At 66.7% G+C, this 23,457-nt stretch carries 21 protein-coding genes; 16 read left to right on the forward strand and 5 right to left on the reverse strand.

The window, feature by feature from the left end:
- Positions 1–269 precede the first annotated feature (269 nt).
- Together HGK34_RS08735 and HGK34_RS08740 are read left to right on the forward strand one after the other, a co-directional pair.
- Positions 270–1,487 (forward strand): Fic family protein, encoded by a 1,218-nt coding sequence (locus tag HGK34_RS08735; protein ID WP_307815867.1) that lies wholly within the window; start codon positions 270–272, stop codon positions 1,485–1,487.
- A gap of 741 nt (positions 1,488–2,228) precedes the next feature.
- Positions 2,229–2,975: a hypothetical protein gene (locus HGK34_RS08740; RefSeq protein ID WP_201846211.1), complete on the forward strand. Its 747-nt coding sequence runs from the start codon at positions 2,229–2,231 to the stop codon at positions 2,973–2,975.
- A 243-nt stretch (positions 2,976–3,218) separates the two neighbouring features.
- Here the strand turns inward: HGK34_RS08740 and HGK34_RS08745 are convergent, their stop codons facing one another.
- Positions 3,219–3,968 (reverse strand): hypothetical protein, encoded by a 750-nt coding sequence (locus tag HGK34_RS08745; protein ID WP_201846213.1) that lies wholly within the window; start codon positions 3,966–3,968, stop codon positions 3,219–3,221.
- A 231-nt stretch (positions 3,969–4,199) separates the two neighbouring features.
- Here HGK34_RS08745 and HGK34_RS08750 point away from each other — a divergent pair, with 231 nt between their 5' ends.
- The 4 genes from HGK34_RS08750 to HGK34_RS08765 all read left to right on the forward strand — a co-directional run bounded on the left by HGK34_RS08750 (position 4,200) and on the right by HGK34_RS08765 (position 6,973).
- Positions 4,200–4,796 (forward strand): hypothetical protein, encoded by a 597-nt coding sequence (locus HGK34_RS08750; protein WP_201846215.1) that lies wholly within the window; start codon positions 4,200–4,202, stop codon positions 4,794–4,796.
- Positions 4,797–5,001: 205 nt separating this feature from the next.
- On the forward strand, positions 5,002–5,451 hold the full coding sequence (locus HGK34_RS08755) for a hypothetical protein (RefSeq protein ID WP_201846217.1): 450 nt from the start codon (positions 5,002–5,004) through the stop codon (positions 5,449–5,451).
- Positions 5,452–5,624: 173 nt separating this feature from the next.
- The gene (locus HGK34_RS08760; RefSeq protein ID WP_201846219.1) at positions 5,625–6,074 is read left to right on the forward strand and encodes a hypothetical protein; all 450 of its coding nucleotides are present in this window, start codon (positions 5,625–5,627) and stop codon (positions 6,072–6,074) included.
- Between the two features lie 164 nt (positions 6,075–6,238).
- A complete protein-coding gene (locus tag HGK34_RS08765; RefSeq protein WP_307815868.1) occupies positions 6,239–6,973 on the forward strand; it encodes a Fic/DOC family N-terminal domain-containing protein in 735 nt (244 codons plus the stop codon).
- A 71-nt stretch (positions 6,974–7,044) separates the two neighbouring features.
- On the opposite strand, the gene HGK34_RS08770 is transcribed toward HGK34_RS08765, so the two are convergent.
- Together HGK34_RS08770 and HGK34_RS08775 are read right to left on the reverse strand one after the other, a co-directional pair.
- Positions 7,045–7,557 carry a hypothetical protein gene (locus HGK34_RS08770; RefSeq protein ID WP_201846221.1) on the reverse strand — a complete coding sequence of 171 codons (513 nt, stop codon included), beginning with the start codon at positions 7,555–7,557 and terminating at the stop codon, positions 7,045–7,047.
- 180 nt (positions 7,558–7,737) lie between these two features.
- Positions 7,738–8,313, reverse strand: coding sequence for an SMI1/KNR4 family protein (locus tag HGK34_RS08775; RefSeq protein ID WP_201846223.1), 576 nt, complete (start codon positions 8,311–8,313; stop codon positions 7,738–7,740).
- Between the two features lie 38 nt (positions 8,314–8,351).
- Between HGK34_RS08775 and HGK34_RS08780 the strand changes: the two genes are divergently transcribed.
- A complete protein-coding gene (locus HGK34_RS08780) occupies positions 8,352–9,638 on the forward strand; it encodes a hypothetical protein (protein WP_201846225.1) in 1,287 nt (428 codons plus the stop codon).
- 86 nt (positions 9,639–9,724) lie between these two features.
- A complete protein-coding gene (locus HGK34_RS08785; protein ID WP_201846227.1) occupies positions 9,725–10,111 on the forward strand; it encodes a hypothetical protein in 387 nt (128 codons plus the stop codon).
- A gap of 216 nt (positions 10,112–10,327) precedes the next feature.
- On the opposite strand, the gene HGK34_RS08790 is transcribed toward HGK34_RS08785, so the two are convergent.
- Positions 10,328–10,768 carry a hypothetical protein gene (locus tag HGK34_RS08790; RefSeq protein ID WP_201846229.1) on the reverse strand — a complete coding sequence of 147 codons (441 nt, stop codon included), beginning with the start codon at positions 10,766–10,768 and terminating at the stop codon, positions 10,328–10,330.
- 458 nt (positions 10,769–11,226) lie between these two features.
- Between HGK34_RS08790 and HGK34_RS08795 the strand changes: the two genes are divergently transcribed.
- Positions 11,227–12,027: a hypothetical protein gene (locus HGK34_RS08795; RefSeq protein WP_201846231.1), complete on the forward strand. Its 801-nt coding sequence runs from the start codon at positions 11,227–11,229 to the stop codon at positions 12,025–12,027.
- Positions 12,028–12,091: 64 nt separating this feature from the next.
- Here HGK34_RS08795 and HGK34_RS08800 read toward each other — a convergent pair whose 3' ends face one another.
- A complete protein-coding gene (locus HGK34_RS08800; protein WP_201846233.1) occupies positions 12,092–12,361 on the reverse strand; it encodes a hypothetical protein in 270 nt (89 codons plus the stop codon).
- Positions 12,362–12,490: 129 nt separating this feature from the next.
- On the opposite strand from HGK34_RS08800, the gene HGK34_RS08805 reads away from it, so the two are divergent.
- The 7 genes from HGK34_RS08805 (at position 12,491) to HGK34_RS08835 (ending at position 23,455) form a co-directional block, all read left to right on the forward strand.
- The gene (locus tag HGK34_RS08805; protein WP_201846241.1) at positions 12,491–16,096 is read left to right on the forward strand and encodes a DEAD/DEAH box helicase; all 3,606 of its coding nucleotides are present in this window, start codon (positions 12,491–12,493) and stop codon (positions 16,094–16,096) included.
- 31 nt (positions 16,097–16,127) lie between these two features.
- A complete protein-coding gene (locus tag HGK34_RS08810; RefSeq protein WP_201846243.1) occupies positions 16,128–16,637 on the forward strand; it encodes a hypothetical protein in 510 nt (169 codons plus the stop codon).
- Positions 16,638–16,847: 210 nt separating this feature from the next.
- Positions 16,848–18,611: a hypothetical protein gene (locus HGK34_RS08815; RefSeq protein WP_201846245.1), complete on the forward strand. Its 1,764-nt coding sequence runs from the start codon at positions 16,848–16,850 to the stop codon at positions 18,609–18,611.
- A gap of 234 nt (positions 18,612–18,845) precedes the next feature.
- Positions 18,846–19,292, forward strand: coding sequence for a DUF5959 family protein (locus HGK34_RS08820; protein WP_201846247.1), 447 nt, complete (start codon positions 18,846–18,848; stop codon positions 19,290–19,292).
- A 254-nt stretch (positions 19,293–19,546) separates the two neighbouring features.
- Complete coding sequence (gene zorA, locus HGK34_RS08825) at positions 19,547–21,169, forward strand: anti-phage ZorAB system protein ZorA (protein ID WP_201846249.1); 1,623 nt, start codon at positions 19,547–19,549, stop codon at positions 21,167–21,169.
- Positions 21,135–21,932 (forward strand): OmpA/MotB family protein, encoded by a 798-nt coding sequence (locus tag HGK34_RS08830; RefSeq protein ID WP_307815869.1) that lies wholly within the window; start codon positions 21,135–21,137, stop codon positions 21,930–21,932. Before zorA ends, HGK34_RS08830 begins: the two co-directional genes overlap by 35 nt.
- Positions 21,932–23,455, forward strand: a complete 1,524-nt coding sequence (locus HGK34_RS08835) for an EH signature domain-containing protein (protein WP_201846251.1) — start codon at positions 21,932–21,934, stop codon at positions 23,453–23,455. The genes HGK34_RS08830 and HGK34_RS08835 overlap by 1 nt, the downstream gene beginning before the upstream one ends.
- Positions 23,456–23,457 lie beyond the last annotated feature (2 nt).

Consider the following 23,457-nt stretch of genomic DNA (forward strand, 5'->3'; position numbering starts at 1 on the left):
ACCCTCCGCCGAGGGCAACAACGGCTCGATCCGCGCCCAAGCCGCATCGGTCAACTCACCGCGTCCAACACCCACAACCCTGACATTACCGGCCCTGTGACCTGCCCATTCGCAGGACAGGCCCTAGTCCCTCTGGGAGTGGCATCTCGTCACGAATCGTTTCGCCAGCCGACGGCCTTGATCTCTCGGGCGTCTTGGTGCGACATCGTCGTGTGACTGCGCTCGCTCCTTAGTAACGCTTTTCCAAGAAGTGTTACTAAGATGGTGGCGTGGTCACACTTCCGGTGAGCGTGCCCGAGATGGGTTACGAGGAGCACGTCTGGCGCGCCGAGCCCGACGGGTTGCACGGCCGTGCCCGCGTCGTGGCGGCCAGCGGCCGGTACTCGTCCACCCTGACCCCGTCGATCGCGCAGTACGTGCCGAGCCTGCCGACGGACCTGGTCGCGGACGCCGAGGAGGCGACCGCGGCTCTCGCGCGGTTCGACACCTACGCCCGCTCGGTGCTCGGAGCAGACAGCCCGACGTTGGGTCCGATGTCATCGATCCTGCTCCGCACCGAGTCGACGTCGTCCTCCCAGATCGAGAACCTCACGGTCGGTGCACGGCAGCTTGCCTTGGCCGAGATCGACCAGTCGACGTCACAGAACGCCAAGGTCGTCGTCGCCAACGTGCGCGCCATGGAGGCCGCCCTCGAGCTCGCCGAGCGCCTCGATGCCGATGCCATCCTCACGATGCAGCACGAGTTGCTGGAGGCGCAGCCCGGCTTCGAGGACCACGCCGGCCGCTACCGTGACGGGCTCGTGTGGGTCGGTTCGAGCGCCTTGACGCCGATCGGGGCCAGCCACATCGCGCCGCAGGCGGAGCACGTGCCTGCCGCGATGGACGATCTGGTGACGTTCATGCGACGCGAGGACATGCCCGTCCTCGTGCAAGCCGCGATCGCGCACGCCCAGTTCGAGACGATCCATCCGTTCGCCGACGGCAACGGCCGCACCGGGCGCGCCATCGTGCACGCCCTGTTGAGGTCCAAGGGGGTGCTGACCAGCACCGCGGCACCCGTCTCCGCCGGACTGCTGCGCGACACCGAGGGCTACTTTCGTGCACTCGGCGCCTATCGCGACGGCGACGCGCGGCCGATCATCGAAGACTTCGGCGACGCGAGCCGCTTCGCTGCCTCCTCCGGGGCGCAACTAGTCGACGAACTCGCCGAACAGGTGGAATGGTCCCGCGAGCAGATGTCTGGCGTGCGGCGAGACGCAGGGGCATGGAAGGTGCTGCCGCACCTGGTTGCACATCCGGTGGTCAACGCGAACTTCCTGATGGAGCGGATGGGTATGAACGGCATGGGCGCCCAGCGTGCGCTCGGCCAGCTGGTCGACGCGGGCGTACTGGAGGAACGCACCGGCATGCAACGCAATCGGGTCTACCAGCACACCGGGGTCATCCAGGTGCTGGACGTCTACGCGCAGCGCCTGCGGCGCGGCTGATGCCATGCCCGGCTCGCCACTGCGCCACCAGCTTCGCCGCTGACAAGCATCGTGTCTGGGCAAGGCGTGCCCAATTGCCTGGTGCGCGGTCGCGTGCCGCGCTACCTCTCCTGGCGATGCTCCTTCAGTAGTCCCCGTCGCCCCGTCTGGCCCGCACATTCGCCGCTCTCGCCGCCAAGGCGGCAGAGGCTCGGCCATCCGATCGGCAACGTGGACGCACGGCGGCCTTAGCTACTCGTACACGCCGATGACGCTGGCGATCTCCCTTGGCGACGGCATGCCACGGGGTTGCCTCTCCGCCGTCATGCGGGAATTGGCCGGCAGGTTCGGGGACGACGGCGTCCGTCTGGTTGCGGCGTTCGACTGACGTGCGAACTTCTGCCCTCCTGGTGCCCGCACGAACTGAGCTGCAACGGTTCGTCAGCAAATCGTCGGTGAGCACCGAGACCGTCACAGCTGGTGAATTCCCGTCGCTCGCACGGCCGTAGCGTTGGGATACTCCCATCCATGTGGCGGGCCTACCTCTTCGTCGGGTCGAGGTCGGCGACGCTCGGTGAGCTGTGCGACGCACTCGGCCCGTCGTCAGACGACTCACATTCCATCGGAGACGTCCCCCGCCGTCCTCGTCGAGTCCCATCGCAGGCGCCGCCGAGGCCGCTCGAGTGGTCGAAGTGGACCCGTCCTCTGTGGTGGCGGGCCTCGCGGTTTGCCGGAGTCGACGGGATCACCCGGGCTGTCTCGATGCTTCCCGAGGTTCTCGCAGACCGCTTACGTACCCGGGCTCACATCGGTGACACGGTCCGCCTCGTTGTCGTCCAGAACATGGATGGGCGTGACCCGGTCGGAGCGCGAGGCTTCTACCTGCAACCGTTGGCATTGGCGTGGCTCGCACGTGCTGGCGCCGAGCTCGATCTCGACCAGTACGCCGATCTCGTCGACGAGCCCGAGGAAGTCGACTTCGGCTACCGGCCTCCCCTTGATCTGGAGTGGTGGCGTGACCGGATGGTTGCGTCTGTGCGTCTTCTTGACGGTGCCTCTGCCGAGCTCGAAGAGCGGGACGCCGCTTCGAACGAGTTCGTTCCAGCGGCCAGTCCCGGGTCATCGCCCATAGAGACCCGTTCGCCGGCACTCGACGCGCTGTACCAGGTCATTGATGAGGTCTGCCTCCCCGGCGTCCACATCGGCTACTGGATACACCCGGCGGAGTGGCTCTCGGAAGCCGAGGATCGTAGATATCCGACCAGTGTCGTGGCCGAGGGCATGACCCGGGAGGTAGTGACGTTCGGGTCCGACGGCGGAGGTGGGCTGTTCGTCCTCGCACTCGACTGCGGAGAGATCCTCCACGTGTATTCGACGGAGACCGGCAACGAGACGCGGTCGGTCGAGCCTGTGCTGCGTCAGGTTGCTCCGGATCTCGACGCCTTCCTGCGCAAACTCCTCGACGTGGTCGACGAACTCGTCGAGACCGGCGACACCGAGGGAATCTGAGTGGGAACCGGGTCCAGGCCGAGACGGACACCCGCAACCTCGCCTCGGCGCGGGTTCTGGAGAAGCTGGGCTTCGTGCGTGAGGGGACCTTGCGGGAGGACTGCATCGTGGACGGCGACGTGTCCGATAGCTGGGTGTTCGGGCTGCTCCGGCGCGAATGGCGGCCGGGAGACGAGTCGTTGCCTGCTCGCTAGGTTCCGTCGTCGTCGCCGACGATCAACGCGTCGTCGCTTCTCCGCGGTGTCAAAGTCGCAGCAGGTCGCGGGCGAGGTTCTCGCGGAGTCCGGCTGGCGGTTGTTCGAAGCCTTCCGTGACGAGTCCGCCGGGGAAGCCGCCGGCGGCGAAGGCGGAGTTGAGGTAGTCCACGAAATAGACGTGGGGTGTGGCCACGAGCGCGTCAGCGGCCACGGCTGGCAGCAGGACGCCGTAGGGTGCACCCCCGCTGATGTTGGCCTTGTGCAGGTCATCGGGCGCGAAGACGATCTCGAACGGCCGCGCGGCGGCGTCGTCGTCCTGATTCTCACGCCAGACCTGGAGCTCGTCGGCGTAGTAGTCGCGGACGTCATGGTCGGTGTAGGCGCTGTGCTCGAACTCGACGACGAGGGGGTCGGCCAACTCGCTGGTCGGCCATTGTGGGTGGTCGCCGACGAGCCAGACGTCTCCCACCTCCCGGATCCACGCTGCCACGGTCAGTGGGACGGGGCCGGCTTGCTCTTCGAGCCAGTCCACGAGCCCAGCTGCCTCCGCCGTGGGTGGTGTGTGCGCGGGCCGGACGGACCGATCGTCGTTGTTGGAGTGGAAGTCGTAGCCGGCGCCGGTCAGGCGCTCCACGAGCAGTTCGATGTTGTGCCGAGCTCGGAGCGCCATCGCGCGGGCGACCGCCTCGGCGTCCTCCCGTATTGGCGCGCGCAGAGCGGCGGACCCCAGCTCGCGCAGCTCGCTCCAGACCTCATCGTGTTCGCCTCGTTCGTACCTGGCGGAATAGCTCGTCACGAGCCGACATCCTGCCAGGCTCGTGGATCGGCGGCGGCTTCGCGCGGACTGTCGGCACCATGGCGGCCCTCGGTCCTCCTCGCTTGCCTGACATGAGTCCCGCCGAGCCCTTCGAAAATCCGTTCAGGACTCGCCGCACCGATATGGGACCATTCGCGGACAACGATGAAGGGTGACGGCACAGTGCGAGGTCCTGCGATCGAAGGTCGGCCGATCGGGCGTGTACTCGCCATGGTCGCGGCGGCACTCATTGTCCTGGCCGGATGCTCGTCGGCGGGGGAGTCGAGCGAGTTCCTCAAGGGCATTGCTTCCGTGCGGTCGAAGCTCGTGGCGGCCGGGTTCGACGACGCGGGAGTGCACGCCGGTCGCAGGGAGTACCTCGAACATCCCGAGGAATCGGTCGACGTCGTGACGATCGTGCTGCTGCACGACTCCATGGACGGTGACACCGCGCGGAAGACGGCTGCCACGGTGGTGTGGAACGAACTGCCGATGAAGTTCGACATCCTCACCATCGAGTACCAGGGCGAGGTGCGGAACATCGAGTACGACTGGCTGGAGAACGAGCTCGGACCACGGCCTCCTGGCCTTGACGACAAGAGCGTCGAAGACCACCTGGCGGGCGTGGGGAACGTCCTGATGGTCGCCGGACTGGCCGTCCTCGTGGTTCTCCTGCTCGTGGCCGTACCCGTTGTTGTGGTGGTCCGGCGGAACCTCAGGAGGAAGGCGCGGCTGCCGGCGCCCGGGCACGAAGGTTCCGCGACGACCCTTTCCGATGCTGACCGGGGTGCAGGTCACGATCGCGGGCGGGACGCCGACTCTTCGTGACTCGGCAGCGGATCACAACGGCTCTTCGCTGAGCCGCTCGATGACCCAGTCGCTCTGGTCGGGCGGCAGCGCGATCTCGATGGTGGTCCCGTTGCTGATGGCCGTATAGATGCGAGCTGCTGAGTTGACGTCCCAGGCCCGCTGGCTATGTGACGTGATCGTCGGCGGCGCTTCCCGAGTGCTGGGCTCGGCGGCGATCCTCGGAATGATCCTGTTGCTCGTACTGGCTCTCCTTGCTCTGACGACGGCCGGTGCTCGGAGGGAGTGCGCACGGATGGTCCAGGGCGTGGAGCGGTTGCGGCCGGGGTGGCCGCTCGTGCTCGGGCAGCTTCCGCAGGGCGGGCGTGCGACGGCGAAGTCTGCGGCGATGATCCTGGTGGTCATGCGCGACGTCGTCGAGGTGTGGGGCTACGGCGACAGCGCTCCACGGTGGACCGTGCGGCGCGTGCCGGGCGGGGTCAGCCTCACCAGGGCCGGGGTGGGCGGACCAGGCGTCTACGATCTTCAGGTCTCCGACGGCGAACATGCCGTCAAGATCCGGCCGTGTGACCTGCGTCGACTGCCGGCATTCCCGATGAGCAGGCAGTCCGACTTCGAGACCGCGCTGACGGCGCTGGGTGAGGAGCCCCGGGACCACCTGGTGACGTCCGGTTGACCTCGCCGTCGTACGATCCGATGAACCCGGCCAGGTGCCCGGAGACGATGACACCGGCCACGCCGCTGATGCCTTGACCCCAGCGGGTTTCGCGCCTGGGTAACGTCGGACTGAGCCCACCATTCCACGTCACGCCGGGTGGCAGGACCCCAAAGGCTGGCAGGATGCACCCCATGAACACGGCCGTGGACAGAGATGACCTCTATGGCTTTGAGTGTGACTTCCTTGCGCTCGACCAGACCGGATCGATCGCACTGATCTCCAGCGCTGGGTACGGGCCGATCCCTTGGCTGGTCCTGAACGACGGGCTATCGGTCGAAGCGGCCGTCGCAGGCATTCAGGCGCTTCCCGTCATCGGCACGCCACTCGACCTGAGAGGAGAGGACCGCTCCGATGACTACTCCGACTCGTTCGAGATGAGTAGACGTGGCTTCTATGCTTACGACTGGCACGACTCACGCGGTCCTTACATGCAGGTCTCGGCGCCGTCCATAGCGCTGCGAGAGGATGGCGTCGCCCCGGAGATCGCTCGGGCCGCAGGACTGCTGCGGCTCCCCATCCAGTTCGCCGAGACCGTGCAACTCTCGCTCGACGAACACGGTGTCTACCCTGGACAGCATTGAAACTCGCGCGTCGTCAGGGCTGAGCGTCGTCGCGCGATTCGGCAGTCCGCTGGGATCAGGCTCCGGCACCCATGACGGCGCGTAGCCGTTCCGGCGACACGACATCGTCGTGGGCCTGCGCCCCGCTGCTTGGTAACGCTTCTCGGAGGAGTGTTACCAGTGGCGTGGCCACACTTCCGGTGCAGGTCCCCGAGATGGGTTACCAGGAGCACGTCTGGCGCGCGGAGCCCGACGGGTTGCACGGCCGTGCCCGCGTCGCGGCGGCCAGCAGGCAGTACTTGTCGACCCTGACCCCGTCGATCGCGCAGTACGTGCCGAGCCTGCCGACGGACCTGGTCGCGGACGCCGAGGAGGCGACCGCGGCTCTCGCGCGGTTCGACACCTACGCCCGCTCGGTGCTCGGAGCAGACAGCCCGACGTTGGGTCCGATGTCATCGATCCTGCTCCGCACCGAGTCGACGTCGTCCTCCCAGATCGAGAACCTCACGGTCGGTGCACGGCAGCTTGCCTTGGCCGAGATCGACCAGTCGACGTCACAGAACGCCAAGGTCGTCGTCGCCAACGTGCGCGCCATGGAGGCCGCCCTCGAGCTCGCCGAGCGCCTCGATGCCGATGCCATCCTCACGATGCAGCACGAGCTGCTGGAGGCGCAGCCCGGCTTCGAAGACCATGCCAGCCGCTACCGCGACGCACTGGTATGGGTCGGTTCGAGCGCCCTGCATCTGTCGCATCCAGATCGATCTCGCCGCCGTTGTCGGCGATCAACTTTGTCGTCCAGGCAGGCATCGGCCCGCCGGCACTCCGAGAGCGCATCGGCCCGTCAGTTGGCTCGAATCGGTGTCTCGACGACCCCGATCGAACCGGACCCAAGGGCCGATGCGCTACCTGCCCAACCGTGACTGCCACCTGCAACATCCCAAGTCAGGCCCCTACCACCTCATGAGCGCGCCCGAGCGGCTGAACAGCGCCGTCAGTAGGCCTCTCCGAACACCTTCTCCCCGAGGGAGTTCTCGGCGACCCAGGCGCCGCCCGCGCGCTCGTCCTCGGGTACCTGTATGAACCTGATATCAGTGGCTGCAGTCGCGGGAGGGTAGATTTCTTGCACGCTGGTGAGGCTCTCGTCAAGCGCTAGGAAAGCATCCATGCATGCGTCACCACGCATCGAGTCATACGACTTGCCGTCTTCAGTGACGAAAGCGGTGGTGACGCTGAAGAACGGGATCGAACTGATGTTGGTCGTGTCCTTGCCGTTGCTCTTCATTTGCTCCTCGAGGATCTCCCAGTCCACTTGGGCTTTCACCGGGACGGAGAGGCAGTCCTCCCCGTAGCTCTCGGTCTCGCCAAAAGAGATCGTGAAGGCCGACTGCTCTGAGATCTGTCGTGCTTCGCCCTTCTTCAGCGGACGGTCGCGAGTGCCAGCCAGGGCATCCTGAGTCTCCTGCGCAGCCTCCTCCTCGGGGGCGCCGTTGGCTTCGGTTGGCAAGGCGGTGGAGAGGGATTCCCCTGATCTGCGGAGGAGAGGAGCGCGCCCCAGAGACGAACCCCTTGCCGAGGCGGCGTCCGGAGCGTGTCCACCTGCACGGGGTCACCGATACGAGCGTGCACCTGGTGCTGCCCACGAACGCGGTGAGGAGATGGTCGGACTGGGCTGGGCGGAAGCGCATCAGGACGAGGACTTCGGCACCGAGTACATGACCTTCGGCTCCCCGGATGTGGTGGAGGTGGAGGCCGTGGTGTCGGTGGACGAGGAGAGCCTCGCGTTCGCTCGGGGTGGCTGAGCTTCCGCGCCAATCGCGGGTGGCCCCAAGCTCTCTCCTGTGCTGGACTCGATCGGGGCCATGCATCGCTCCAGGTAGTCGGTGACGGAGGATGCGACCCAGGTGCGGCTGTCTGTTTCGTGGTCCCACTGGTAGACGTCCTGGGTGCCGGTGGTGGCGATGAAGAACTGGTCGCCGTCGGCCGGGTCGCCGAAGAAGACGGCGTCGTCGAACGACATGTACAGGTCGCCGAACGTTCCGTCGCGGAACTCGGTGTTCGTTCGGGCGATGTCGTCGACCGCCCAGAGGAGGTTCTCGTGGTCGCGGGTGATCCCGTCGGCTCGCAGCAGGGCTTTGGCGAGATCGCCCGGGAGCGGGTGGCCGAGGGCGGTCTCGCAGGCGCGGATCGCGGCGGGGTCGGCAGGGTGCCCGACGACGAGACCGGGCGTGGCGAGCAGTTCGTCGAGTGTCACAGCGGGCATCTTCCCAGTTCTGGGAGAATCGGTCCGTGACGTCGATGTTGGACCTGCTGACCGAGCTTCTGGACCGGTCGATCGAGGAGGTCGTCGAAGCGGCCTCACCGGAGTCGTTCGACCGTCCGTTGATCCGCCACAACGCGGATATGTGGCACAACGGCCTGCACGAGCTCCTCCATGCCGTGTCGGCACCCGCCCCTGGCGAACAGGAATCTCGTGCTCGAGAGGCCCTCGTCTGGATGATGACCGTCCGACCAGGCCGAGTGGAGTTGTTCACGCGGCACGGGATCCCTGACACGGTCATGCAGGCACTCACACCGCAGCCGTGGCCCGATACGGGACGCGACTATCGCGGGCTGGTCCGTCCCCTGCCCGCGGCAATGTCCCCGAGCGTGGTCGACGAGGTCCTTGGCGACTACGACCTCCACGAGGCGTCGATCGAGAGGGTTGAGGTCGAGCGGACCCGGGGCGCTCTCACGGCACACGTGACCGCTTCAGTTGCCCGGCGGTTCGCTCTCCTTGACCCCAGGGCCCGTGACGCGAGCCTGAGTGTTGAGCTCGACGACGTCACAGACCTCGTCTTCGACCAGGACGACCGCCACGGCCTGACCTTGATCGCAGCCGACGGTGAGGTCACCGTCGGCATCGGAAAGAAGGGCCACGGCTACGCCCGCCGCGCGACACTCCGGCTCGAAGACCACCATTGGCACCTGTCGGCAGCCGGACTGGCCGCCGACGTGGTCAGGCCCCACACAGTCCTACTGACACAGGACACCGGCCCAGTCACCGAGCTGACTCCCGACGCCAGTCGGGTCGCGTGGGTCCTGCGTCTGACGATGCGCGAGATCCGCATCGCACGCAGCCCACTGCGAGCAGCCTCGCCCGGTATCCGAGCACTGGCGAACGCCGTCCGGGGAGCAGGTTCCGACTTGAGAGCCATCGCCGACCTCCCGCCAGCTCGGCGCGACGCTGCTTTCGCCGACCTCCTGCAACGTTGGAAGCGCGACCGACCAGCCCTCGCCGGCCGCATCACGGACAATCTCGAACACCTCACACCCGCACCCCACCTCGCCCCTGGGGAAGACCGCATCGATCCTGCCCGCTCGCGAGCGATACTCTCGGCGGCCGAGCCCCGCCACCTGTCTTGGACCGTCGATGCCACCGCCCCGAGTGAACCTCGCGGGCCGACGTTGACAGTGATCGAAGCCGGGCGCGACGCCGCCGACGGCAGTTGGCGCCTGATGAGCCACGCCACGACCCATCCCCACCGTGCCCGCATCACGACCACCGGCTACACCGTTGCAGGTGGCAGGGCCATCACCTCGACCTGAGGTTCGTCGGTGGGTGCTCACGCACCCTGCGTGCCAGGGTGCGCGAGAAGTCCAAAGCGTTCGGCTGATCGGTTACTTTGCGTGCCATGAGCTACGACATCCTTGCGTTCGAACCGAGTGCCGTCACCGATGCGGACTTCCCGGCATGGTGGGAGGTTCAGTCGGAGTGGCCCGAGGACCACTCCTACAACGATCCCAGCGTCACGACGGCGAACCTGCAGGCCTTCTACCGCGACCTCACTCAGATCTTCCCGCCCATGAACGGCCCGGGAGTGCCGACGGACGACGAGATCCGACAAGCCCCTGAGCTCGAGAGCCGAATGACCGACTATTCGGTAGGCACCTCGCTGATCTACGCGGCCTTCGCCTGGAGTCAGGCTCGGGAGGCTCGCACAGTCTTCAGCACGCTCGCCGAGAAGTACCGGGTCGCCGTCGCTTGGGTCAGCGACCACGGGTCCATCGTCCGGCCGTAGTCTGCTCAACGTGAAGTCTGGCATCGACAAGGGCCGCCGCGCCCTCATGCTGGGTTGAGGCCGCAGTAGGCCGGTCATTGCTCGGGAAGACAGCGGAGGAGGACGCGGCATCCCGGAGCACACAAGGCGCACGCACGGTTGAAGCTGAGTCCTGGTGCGATGAGATGGGCAGGACGAACAGCGAGTGCGAACTCGGTGGTCGACAGAGCCTGTGCTCTACGGCTTGCGTGAAGTGACGACGACGAGGTCGCCCGCCCACTGCCTGAGAGTGATGCGGGCGGTATCGAAGGTGATGTCGGCTCCGGCAAGCTCGCCGATCTCGTTGTGCCAGGGCTCTGCTGCGGTGACCCTGGCGCCGACCACGGCGGACAAATCATCGGCTGACTCGTCAATCAGAATTCGGCTCCAGAGGCCGACTTCGCGGCCAAGGTGCTCCCGTTCAGGCGGAGTGGCCTCCAGGTAGGGGTCGACCCATGGGTCGCTGCTGACGTCCAGCGTCCAGTCGGAGCGCACGTCAAGAACCGTGACCTGGCCGTCGTCCCAGATGAGTTCAAGCGGACCAGTGGAGGTTGCGGGCTCTCCCGTGAACTGGTGGACGAATCGACTGACGGCCGCGCATCGGCGCCCGACGAGTTCCGGCAGGTCGAAGCTGTTCATGACCGTCTCCATTCGAGCGTCCTGATGCTCGGGGTACCGAGGCCGGCGTCGCCATGCTGTCGGCTCGAGTGAAGTCGAGAAGCGCCGAAGCGAACAAGCATGCCTGTTCAGAATGCCACGACTGCGTGCGAGCCTACCGGGCGCGAGCATGCCTCCGGCCCAAGTCCCGTCCGGCGCCTCGGAGTCGCGTGGTGGCCAGTCCTGCGGGCGCCTCCCGATGACGATGAGCGAGCGAAGGGCTGAGCCGAAGGCATCGCGAATGGGTGCCGGGGGCGGCACAGAACGGCACGAGTGCGCTCCCGCCGGCGCAGGTGCCGCGGGTGTGCCCGACGTGCTTCGTCCAACTTCCCGCGACCGGGCGCTGCGACGACTGCGACTGACCACCTACGCGGCAAGGGTCAGGGCCGGCCCGATTGGCGCTTGCCAAGGGCTTCATGGTTCCCGGCATGATGTTGGCCGTGGAGGAGACGAGAGCGCTTGGTGCCGACCCGGGTGCGGCTTGGCTGAGGCCGCGACGGCAGATGGCATTCGCCCTGGCCGTGGAACCGATCGTCGACGTGCGGGCGAAGCTCGGTAGGCAGCCCGCGTGGCTCGACGGACCCCAGTGGCCGCAGTCCGCCGCGAGCGGTGAGCAGATGATGTTCGTCGGGCAGTTCCCGATCCCCGGTGACGAGCGCCGGATGGCCTATCTCTTCATGACGGACGGCGGCGACGGGCTTCTTCCCACGTGGGAGGCCGAGGGAGGCGAGAACGCGCTCATCATCCAGCCCGGCGGACGTGTGCCGACGTTCATCAAGACAGTCTGCTCCGCGACGGGGCCCAGGCTGTGGAAGCGTGGACCGGAGTGGAACGGGGGCCCTCCGGTCGAGCTGTCCGTCAACCTCGTGCCGTTCGATGCTGAGGCAGAAGGGTGGCTGGAGCTCGCAGCGAACTACTGCGAGGCAGAGCGCAACGGGCTCTCCGGTCAGTTCCCCGAGGAGGCGGCGGCAGCCCCTCGCAGCTACATCGGTGGCAGGCCCGTTTTGTGGCAGCCGCATCTGCCCTTGCCTGTGGGCTGCTGCCACCGGAGCGGCCGTATCCGCTGCCGGACGACGTCGCGGCGACGATCGGCGCGAGCGTCGCCGATGTCTCGGGGAGCAGGAGGTGAAACTCGGTCTAGTTCGCCGTCGGCCGCTCCGGCCGCTCAACTTTCCGTTGCTGGGGGTCGACTGCTTACGGGCGCGAGTTCGCCGGCGACCCATGCCACTTGGAAGCAGTGAGTCGCAACCGGCTGGTGCTGTGCGACCTCACCGAGCGCACCCGGGACAGCGACATGTGGCCGCGTCAGCCGTGCATTGCATCGGCGCCCACTCGAAGATCCCTGAAGTCGATGACGGCCAGGTAGGCAGCTTGGATGAACTGCGCGAGGTCGCCCCCGGACACCATCCAGATGTCTTCAACGACTCGTTCTGGCGGAGACGTTTCTCCGTAGCAGTCGTGCCACGCGAAGTCGAGTAGTGCGAGCGCATCGAGCGCCGCATCGGCCTGGTCGCCGAAGACCTCCGCCGCCTGTTTGCTTCTGCTTGCCCTTCGGTTCGCTTCGCTCGTGATCATGCGCGGAGTCTGTCAGAGAGCCAGTGTTCGCCGGCCACTCGACGTGGCGCCTGTCCACCAGATAGTGACGAAGTGTGTTAAATCAGCGCTACGATTCAGGTCTCCGGAAATTTGACGAAGAGGCGGCTGGTGGAACGTCGGGTCGTGTGGGCAGAGCGGTCGTTCCGACCCGGTTGGTCGCTGCTCTACACCCCGGCCGGTGGACGGTTGGCCTTCGATGAAGCTGCTGATCCGCCTGCGGGGTTGTCCGACGACGTGCGGGGCCGAATCCGCCGCTTGACGAGTCAGGCGTGCTTCGCCGTGCCGAGCGCGACTGCTCCGGTCTCGGACGATGTCCGATACGTGGCTTCGGTTCTGCTGAAGATCCTGCAGCGCGGTGAGAACCCGGTGATCCGCGGCCGGGTTGCAGATCTGCTGAGTGAGGCCGAGCGCCCCGGCGCGATGACTGGCGAGTCCGTGGTGGCGTCGGCGATCGGGCCGGTCTTGGAGCCCTTGGTGCTCGACCCGGCATTCGAGCTGGATCCGACCTACGAGGCACCGTTGTGGCAGGCGATCGTCTCGGAGGCTGCGCCGATTGCGCGCTTCGTATACCCGCAGCCCTCGCTGGAGGCTCTTCTGGGCACGGTTGATGGTGTGGGGGATCGCTGGGCGGACTTCTTGGTCTCCGCTCCGTGGTACACGAAGCCGGTAGTCGTCGAGATCGACGGTAGCCAGCACCGCACGGCCCGAAGCGTCGATCAGGCGCGAGACGGCGCTCTCGAGCGGGCCGGCTACAAGGCATCGCGCTACTCAGGCCCGGAAGCCGTCGCACCCGGCGGAAGGCTGCGGCGAGGACTGCGGGCGGTTCCCGACGGTTTGGCGGGCATGGCGGACCCGGACACCACCCGGCTGCTGTACGGTCCGGCGGCGGTGACCCGCGTCGGGATCGCGATCGCTCTCCTTCTGAGGGACGGGCACCTGCGCCCCGGTCGCAACTGGGATCTCGACGTGCGCGACCCGTTCGACCTTGCATTGCCAGCCGTACTTGACGTGCTGGACCTCCTCGGCGCGGTGTCAGACATCTGGTCCGCAGCGGTCCTGCCTGTGCAGGTCAGCGTGAACGGCCGAAGTTTCCTTCGGGACGAGACGGGGCTCTTCAGGGAGTCTGACGGCGAGAGCCCGGTCGCGGACGTGAAAGTCGATGCTGCACGCCTCGTCTTGGAGCCGTTCACCGCACCCCACGCGGTGCTGCCGCAGGTCGACGACGTACCCACCGCCGTCGTGCGCGGTGCACATCTGCCGGTGGATCTCGCGTGGATACCGGCCGTGTCCCGGACCCGGCGGCAGGCCACCGACCAGCCGAATGTAGACCGAGGGCTGGACGTCCTCGTACGGTGGTTGTTCGGTTATGACGGTTTCCGGCCCGGTCAGCGAGAGGCCGTTCAGCGGATCCTGACGGGCGAGGACGCCTGCGTGCTGCTGCCCACTGGCGCCGGCAAGTCGTTGATCTACCAGATTGCGGGCCTGCTGCGCCCGGGCCTGACGCTCGTCGTGGATCCGATCGTGTCGCTCATCGACGACCAGGAACGCCGTCTTCGCGCCGACGGGATCGACCGGGTGGTGGCCATCCACGCCCGTCGGATCGCGAACAAGGCTAAGGCCGCCGCGATCCTCGAGTTGATCACCGACGGCGGTGCCGCGTTCGCGTTCGTGACGCCCGAACGGCTACAGACGGCCGCCTTCCGCGAGGCCCTCGAGCAGGTCGCTGAGCACCTGATGGTGAATCTCGCGGTCGTGGACGAGGCCCATTGCGTCTCGGAGTGGGGTCACGACTTCCGGGCTGCGTACCTGCGTGTCGGACGCAACCTGCGGTTGCTGTGTAGCGGGGACGACGACGTTCTGCCGCCGTTGCTTGCGCTGACCGGGACGGCCAGCCCTGCGGTCCTGCGCGATCTGCGCCGCGAACTCGAATGGCCTGGGCAACCGTTTCACCTGCACCGGGCTGACAACTTCGACCGCACGAACCTCACCTTCGACGTCGTCCATTCGAACGAAGAGCGTCTCCTCGCGGACGTTGCCGAGGTCATCACCACCACATTTCCCGACCGGTTCGGCTGTACGGCTGCGGAGCTCGTCGCCTTGGCACGCCGAGACACACGGTCGGGCCTGATCTTCACGCCCCATGTCAACGGCAGCCTCGGGCTGAAGGCAGTTGAGGGCGCTGTCGTCGCAGGATATGACCGTATCGCTCAGGACGGGCCAGAAGAGGAGCTGCTGATCAAGGGCAGAGTCGGCCTGTACTCCGGCTCGCCACCCAGGGGCACTTCCACTGCGATGTGGGAGAGCGTGAAGTCTGTGGAGGCGGCTCGTTTCCTGTCGAACGAGACTGCGATGCTCATTTCGACAAAAGCGTTCGGTATGGGCGTGGACAAGCCGAACATCCGCTGGACCGTCCACGTCGGCTTCCCCTCCTCGATCGAGTCCTTCGCGCAGGAAGCGGGACGCGCGGGGCGCGACGGCCTGGACTCGCAGTGTGTTCTGGTCACAAGCCTTCCGTCTGACGACGACAGCACTCGAAGCGTTCTGGACCCGCTGGCCGACCGGGAAGAACGCGCTAAGTCAGCCGCCAACCTGCCTGAGAGCGACCTGAAGAGGCAGCTCTACTTCCTCAACAACAGCTTCAAGGGCCAGGAGACGGAGTTCCGTCACTCCAGCACGCTGCTTCGCCGCCTCCTGCCAAAGGGATCATTCGCTCGTGTCGAGATCCCGCGACAACCGGAGTTCCAACGTCAGTGGCAGAGCGAGAAGCGACCGCTGGAGCCGACGTCGGGCGATCAGGAGAAGGCGCTCTATCGGTTGGCGATGATCGGCGTCGTCGACGACTACACGATCGAGTACGGGTCGCGAAAGTTCACGATCGACCTCGGAGACCTGTCACCTGAGGGCCTCGACCGGGCGCTCCTGGACTTCGCCGACCGCATCGACCCCGGCAGGCTGCGTGCCCACCGGCAGGCGCTTTCGGTTGCACCGGAGTCCGTCGACCGCAGGGCTGAGCATCATCTGCGGCACCTCCTGAACATGATCTACGGCGTCGTGGAACCCGCCCGCGTGCACGCTCTGGCAGAGATGTACCGGCTCACGCGCCTGGGGCGGGATCAGGACGACACCAGGCGGCACACTGCGGTTCGCGACGCGATCCGTAGCTATCTCTCCGACGGGCTCATAGCGGCGGTCCTTGTGCGTGTCGCGGCGAGACAGGGCGTCGACGTGACATCGGCACTGGCCGAGATCGACGCAGCCAAGGTCGACGACCCCTCTGAGCTTGCAGGTGCCGCAGCTCGCCAGCTTCAGGCCTACCCGGACCAGCCCGTTCTCCGCGTGGCCCGGGGGGTCGGGGAGGCGCTTCGGCGAGACCTCGATCCGGAGGTCGTCGAGGTCAACCTCCGGTCCGCGTTCGCCCGACTTGGTGAGTTCGGCGTCGGCCACGACGACGCACTGAAGCTGTTCAGGTGGATTACACGGAAGCTACGCTCCGACTTCGATGGTCAAGGCCGTCGTAGCCTGGCGCTGGTGTGGCAGATCGCCCACGAGACCGGCCTTCCAGCAGATCTCCTCGAACCGGTCGAGGAGGAAGTCCTGGCATCGGCCCGGCAGGGCGATGCCGACCCTGCGGAACTGCGCACGGTACTGGCCCGGCGTGTCCACCGATGGGCTGGACGGACGGCGGCGGCCTGGAGCACACCCCCGACCATGTGACCGCCATGCCCCACGACCTGACGAGGTTTCCATGACGTCCGACGACACGACACTCGAAGCAGTTATCGACGACTTCACCACCGTCGAGCGCGCCCTCTCCGATTTCGTCCGCCGCGGAGAGTCCTTCACCCAGGCAGCCGACGCCCTCGACAAGCGCGCCGACGCCTTGGAAGCCGCAGAGAAGGCGATCCAGGCCGGCGCCAGCGCCTTCTACGACACCGGTTCCGAGCTGCGTGACGTCTCCCGTGACCTGCGCAGCATCACCCGCCGCCTCCACGCGGCCGACCTCGACCGGCTCCAGCACGCACTTGCCGGCATCAAAGGGGCGCTCGAGATCTTCCGTGAGGAGCAGGCCGCGACGAGGCGACTTGGTGAGACGCTGTCGCGTGAGGTCCGTGACCTCTCCGCCACGCACCACCGGGACCACAACGGGACCACCACGAGCATCGCCAAGGTGCGAAGCGCCCTGACCCTCCTCACGGTGATCGCCGGGGCAGGGCTTGCCGGAACGATCATCACGATCGTGCTCGGCTTGTCGTGAGTCATCGCGATAACTCGACCAAGGAAGGCAACAGGAGGGACTCACCGGTCGACTCGTCATCGCGCGGAGCGACGGTCCGCTGGGTGAAGTTGAGGTTCGTGGCACGACGGGACGTGAGATTTCGCCGAGTTGCGAGGTAGGCGCAGTAGGCTCGCAGGCAGCGATCGGTGGCATTTCCAGTGGTTGCATGCTTGTGCGAGAGGAGATCGCATGCAGGATTCTTCGGCCTCGACGGAGCCAGCCGCGAATGAGACGAACGGCCGGCGCGATGCTATTGCCTCACCCGATGAACGGCGCGCGACGTCCGGCTCTGATGGCGACTCCGCGGCGGTGTCGACGCTCCTTGTGGAGACGCTCCCAGGGGTTGCCGTCGTCTTCGGTGAGGTCCCGGCAGAACTTGACCTTCTGGACTTCGGTCTGGTGCCGACCAGGGACCGCAAGCAGATCTCCACGGCGCTCGCTTCGGTTGCGACTGCCGCAGGGGTGGGCGGCAACCTCGGGACCGCGATGTCCAGCGCGCAAGGGCTCTACAGGCTGAGTGATGCGACTCAGACTCTGTTGAAGGCCGGTGGGACGCTTGCGACGAAGGGCGGCGCGAACCTCGGGACCGTGGTCACTTCGGGTGGTCTTGCTCAGGCCCGCTTCATCCCTGTGGCGACGGTGAGCGTGGCATCGGCGGCCGCCGCGATCGGGCCTGTGCTGGCGATGGTCGCCTTGCAGATGACCCTGAACGAGATTACGGGTCTGGTCAGGTCCAATATCGCGTTGACGAGCCAGGTGCTGACCGCGATCCGACACGAGCAGTGGGCTGAACTGACAGGCCTGGTCGACGTTGTCGATGACGCGGTCGCCAAGGTGGGGGAGGTCGGGGCGGTACCGGGGACCTTGTGGGACACCGTTGCGGCCCGGAAGGCGGACCTGGGTAAGCAGCTCGACCTGTACCGGCGCAACGTCGGTGGTCATGTACGCCAGCTGGATCAGCTCGAGACGCGTGCTCGTCGTGAGTACCTGCAGACGAACGCCGAGGCGATCGTGTTCGACAGCTTCGCGTTGTTGTCCTCGGTCAAGGCATGGACCGGCTATCAGGCGCTCCACGCCGCCCGGGCCCGGGCCGCAGGAGCCGAGGATGCGGACGAGGCACGGCTGGTCGAGATCATCGCCGAGAACACGCGCGAGGTGCTCGACTCCGGTCTGGCAGCGGCGGCGGACCTGATCGGTTCGTTGACGCGGGAACTGCGGATCATCGCTGAACTCCCAGGTCCGGCGACGATGCCCATGATGCAGAAGCGCAAGGACTCGAAGGAAGCCCGTCTGACCGCTGCCCGGCTTCTTGAGGCGATCGCTCCGCTTGCCGACGCGCTGCGTCCACCAAGCACACCGCTCGAGGCGCCAGGTGTCGTCTGCGCGCCCACGGGGCTTGACCATGAGCCCTACCTTCGCCTTCTGCAATGGTTCATCCAGGATGGCGAAGCCCTGCGTTGTCTCGCTTTCCCGTACCAGCCCGATGTGCGTGATGTTGTCAGAACCGTCGGGAACAGCGTTCTGAGCAAGCTGGATCGCGACGCAACAGCTGGCGCGGTCGACAACCCGTCGGTGAAGACGCTGGTCGCTGTCACGGATCGCCGCATCCTCGTCGCCCAGACGAGCGCGTTCCGGCAGCAGGGCGAGATCGGTCAGGACATCCCCCTTGATGAAGTGCGATATGTCCGGGCAGTCACCGCGCGCGACGGAGGTGAACTCTCGACGGTCGACCTCATCACGCGCGAGGAGAACATCCAGTGGCGTTTCGGCTATGACACCGACGACGCACACGTGGACGGGCTCGCTGCTGTGCTTGCCGAGTCAATGGCGATCCCGGATGCGGAACGCGACAAGCTGGAACGTCGAGGAGCCGCCCTTATCGCAGGAGAGAAGAAGCGCGAGTACACCGACGTGAAGCCTGCGGAGCTGACGAGACCCCAAGACGAAGGGTGAGTGATGGTCTTCCGCCGAAGGCCTGCACGCAGGGACCCTGAAACCGATTCAACCCCCCGACCCGTTCCGGGGCGGGGTGGCGATCCTGCGGCGGGACGGTGAGTTCCGCGGCCATATCGCCAGTGAGGTCTGACAGTTCTTCGGGCGTCCCCGTTTCTCGGGTCTCAAGTCCAAGGAGTTTGTTCATTGTCAACGCTCAGTCGCCCGCCCGGAAAGCTGCGAACTCCGTACCGTATGGCGGAATTCGTCGGCGAAGGTGGAAGGGTTGCGCTGGATGTCGTGAATATCATCCCGCGTGAGGGCGGCGGGTGTCATGGCCTGGACGTTGAGTTTCGCATCGACACGGAGCTCGTTCAAGGCTCCAGGACGTCTCGGCTGGGTGTGGCCGACCTGACGAGCTACCGTGATTTTCTTGCTTCGGTAGAAGGCTCGCGAGCGACACATTGGCGGCGCCACGCGAGGGGGATGGGATTGTCGCTCGATGTGACCGACATCGAGGTGGGTGGACAGCGATACCCGGAACTTCTGTTACTTGCCGTTGATGCAAACTCCGGCAGTTGCGCTGGGATCATCGTGCACCCTGACACGGCCTGGTTCGATGATCAACGCTTGCGATACGAACAGCTGATGGCGTTCGTCGCCCCAGAGCGTTGCGCTTGCGGGCCGCGATCGGGTCGTTGACCTGCGTCAGGAACGCCACCAGATGGGGTGGCAGGCTCCATCACGAGAGACAGCATCCGCGGCTGACGCCGTTCCGCGGGCTGCGCAGGCAGGAACCCGCGCGCCGTCTCGCCTGAATTCACCCGGGTGAATTCGCCTCACATCAGTGGATATAGGTGCGATGCAGGCAGATAGGATCCGATGCATCGCATCGCCCGCGTGTCCGCGCGCGACGGCCAGCACCTCGCATCCCTGTGAAGGAGAGCCCACCTGCCATGTCCTTGCAGTCCCCGCTCGAGGCATTCTGGCCTCACGGCCCGATATCGATCGTCGTGTGCGCCCTGGTTGCCTTGCTCTTCTTCTTGGCCATGTGGCTCGTTCTCCGTGGCGGCCACCGTGCCCGGCGACGCATCGTTCACCTCTCGCAGTTTCTGCGTGGTCTCAGGCAGGACGACCTCGCGGTGCGTCGCGGCGAGCTTGCTGCCCTGGCGGACGGAGCGGCCGACGATCACGTCCGAGACGCATGGCGCGAGTTCGACGAAACGCTCGTGTCCTCGCCGGACCGTAGCCGGTTGTGGAACACCCAGAACGCGGAGACCTTCTTCGGCACCGCGGCGCTGGCACCCGAGGTCATGCACAACCGCTTCCTTGCGTCCGCGCCGTCGATCCTGACCGCACTCGGTGTGCTGGGAACCTTCGCCGGCCTGGCATACGGTCTGCGAGGACTCGACCTGAGCGGATCCACGGGCGCAGACATGATGCCCGGTCTGAACGGGCTCGTCGCCGGTGCAGGCGCGGCGTTCGTGTCGTCGCTCTGGGGAGTGTTCTTCAGCCTGGCGTTGACCGTGGTGCACCGGATCGTGGAGCACCGTCTCGACGCCGGTATCAAGGACGTGCAGCGCACGATCGACGGCCTCTTCGAGAACCACTCACCCGAGGAGTCGCTGCTGCGCATCCAGCAGCACACCGATGACTCGGCCAAGGCCCTGGACGACATGGCCGAGAAGATCGGCAACAAGCTCCAGGAGGTCGTCGCCCGGAACCATGCCCAGGCGGCGGTCCAGTCCAGCGAGGTCTTCGAGGTCCTGGTCGAGAAGTTCACCGAAGAGTTCCGGATGATGGGCAGCAGCCTTGCCTCCCGGCTGGAGAACGCGACGACGGAGCTCTCCTCGACGCTGAACGGCATGGCGGAAGCGACCGCCCGCCAGGTCGAGCTGCTCGACAAGCACCTGCCGCGCATCGTCACCGACCTGAACGAGGCAACGCAGCGTCTGAAGGAGGCGGGCGACGGCCTCGGTCCTGTGTCCGAGAAGCTCCGCGCGACCGCCGACATCTTCGACCGCTCGGCGGGAGCCCTGGGCGACGCCGTGGCCGACGGCGTCGAGAAGCTCGACGAGCTGAGCGAGCGCACCGCCGGCACGGTGACGACCGCCGCCCAGGTGGGAGAGAGCCTCGAGTCGCTCTCCAGGACGACGCTCACCGCCGCAGACCGCATCGGCGAGGCGGCAGGCCAGGTCAACAACGGCTTCACCGACCTCCAGAGCCGGCTCAAGGCGCTCACGGACTCCGTGAACGAGTGGCTGAACGACTACGAACGGGAAGTCAGCAAGCAGGTCGAGAACCGGATGTCCGAGTGGAACACGCACACCCGGGACTACTCCGACCAGATGACACGCGTCACCCGGGCGCTCGCCGACCTCGTGGAGGGACTCGAGTCCTCGGCGGTCCGTTCCGGCCAGCAGTTCGACGGCTTGCACCTGCGCCTCGGCGAGTACACCAACACGCTGGGTGAGGCGGTCGCCCACCTGTCGGCGACCCCTGCCGTCGTCACCCAGGCCGTTCCGGCCGTCGAGGAGGTGACCCGTGCTGCGTCGGACGCCGCGGACGCGCAGAACTGAGCAGACGGGGGAGAACCCTTACTGGATCTCGTTCTCGGACCTGATGTCGGCGCTGCTGTTCGTGTTCGTCCTGACGCTCATGGTGGTCGTCATTCGCCTCCAGGACCAGCAGCAGGATCTCGTGCAGACGCAGCAGACCGTGGAGGAGCAGGAGGCCATGTTCACCGCACAGATCGACACGGTCCGCGCGTCGGAGCTGGTGCGCGCGCAGATGCTCGCCGAGATCCAGGAGGAGCTCGCCCGGCGCGGCATCCGGGTCGAGGTCGACGAGACGTCCTCCGTGTTGAGCATCCCCACCTCGTTGCTCGGCTTCGACTCCGGGTCGTACGAGATCGCGTCCGCCAGGCGACAGACCGCGCTCACGATCGGACAGGTGGTCGCGGACGTTGTCGCGAAGGACGACCGATACCGCGTGCTCGACACGGTGTTCGTCGAGGGACACACCGACAACACACCCCACACCGGACTGGACGGCACGGGCAACTGGGGCCTGTCCACGTTCCGGGCGATCTCGCTCTGGAGGGTCTGGGAGTCGGGTCCCGGCGCGAAGGAACTGAAGGCGCTTCGCAGCGAAGCGGGGGAGCCTCTCTTCTCGGTATCTGGATACGGGGAGACCCGCCCGGTCGAGCCGGACCAGTCGACGGAGGCGGCCAAGGCCAAGAACCGGCGCATCGACCTGAGATTCACGGTCGTGCGGCCCACGGCGGATGATCTCGCCGAGATCATCGAGCACGAGGCCGGGCTCGACGGGACCGAGGACTGATGGCGGACGCCTTCCGGCGCAACGTCGCGTTCTCGGTTCCCCCTTGGCCCGCAGACACCGCGCGGCACTGGTCGGTGCTGGCGGAGCAGGCCGGTGATGTCGCGCAGGGCAAAGGGGCAGCCGGCAAGAGATTCGCCGACGTCGTCGCGCAGGTGCGCAGCCTTCTCACCCGGGGTGCGATCGATGCCGTCGCAGAGCGCCTCGGGGAGCCGCAAGTCCTGCGCGCACTGCTCACCGTGTGGGTGAAGGACGACATGGCCTGGGCGTTCCTGCCCAGGTTGTTCCCTGTTGCCCGAACGCACCTCCTGGATCGGCCTCGACGCCAGACAACCATGGTTCTCGCGGCCCTGTTCTGGCGCATCTTCGACCGGCTCGACCGCGTCGGTGCCGGGCTCTTCGCCGGAGTCGGCGGGACGCTGTACGAAGCCGCACGTCAGATCGCCGACGACGGCGACCTCGCCGGCCCTCTCGACGCCATCGCCCGCGAACCACGATTCTGGCTGCCGGCCGACGCGCCGCGAACTCTCGCACTCCATCTCACGTCGATCGGCCGGAGCCTGGACGATCACCTCCGGAGCGTTGGCGTCGCCGGGATGGAGGGCCGCTTCGGAATCCTCCTCCGTCGCGAGTACTACCTCGTGGCGATCGCCGGCGCGGACCACACCGCCGCAGGCCACACGTTCCTCGGGGACGTGACCCGCGACGCGGTCACGGCCGCGGAGACCGAGGACGATCTGTCCTTCGGGCACGCACTGCTGGCCGCCCTGTGCGACAAGCCCATCGTGCAGGACCCGTCGGCACAGTGGCTGGAAGCGATCACCGCCATCGGCGGAGATCCCCGGCTGCGTGAGACCGCGCAGTGGCGACGGTGGTGGGCAGAGATTCCTGCACATCTCACCGAGCGGGCTGCACACTGGATGGTCGGCGCCGACCTCCAGGTGTACTTCGACGCGCTGGACGACTACGCCGTGCATCACGGCAGCGACGGAATGAAGCGCATGCTTCCCGCGCGGACCACATTCCTCAAGGGCCTCTACCGCAGCGGCCTCGTCCGCGAGGTGCGTCTCGTTCTCGGCGACGACGTGCGCCGGGGGATCACACGCCGTGCCCGCGGCGGCGCGCGTGTCGACGCGGCGCGCTACGTCGGCGCCAACGCGGCCGAAACCGCCGTGGTCGTGCTGACCTGTGACGGCTTCACGGTCGTCGAGGGGTCGCACAACTTCCAGATCTACCTGTATGCAGGCGACCCGGTGCCCATGCTGGTCGACCCCCGACAGCGCACGTACACGCTGACGGACTTCAGGGAGACCGTGCCGGGCAGACACCGTCAGATCCACGGCGACGGGCGGCAGGTCAACTACCGGCACAACGAGATCTGGCAGCCCAAGGCGCTCGCCTTCCTCCAGGCCATCGGCGTGACGGTCGACCCGCGTGCCGTCTACTCCGCGGCCGACTTCGAGAAGCAACGCCGCCGCGAACTGTCCGCCACCACCCACACCACATACCGGCGACGTTGGGGATGAAG

This window comes from Myceligenerans indicum, assembly GCF_016742955.1.
GTDB classification, from domain to species: Bacteria; Actinomycetota; Actinomycetes; order Actinomycetales; family Cellulomonadaceae; genus Myceligenerans; species Myceligenerans indicum.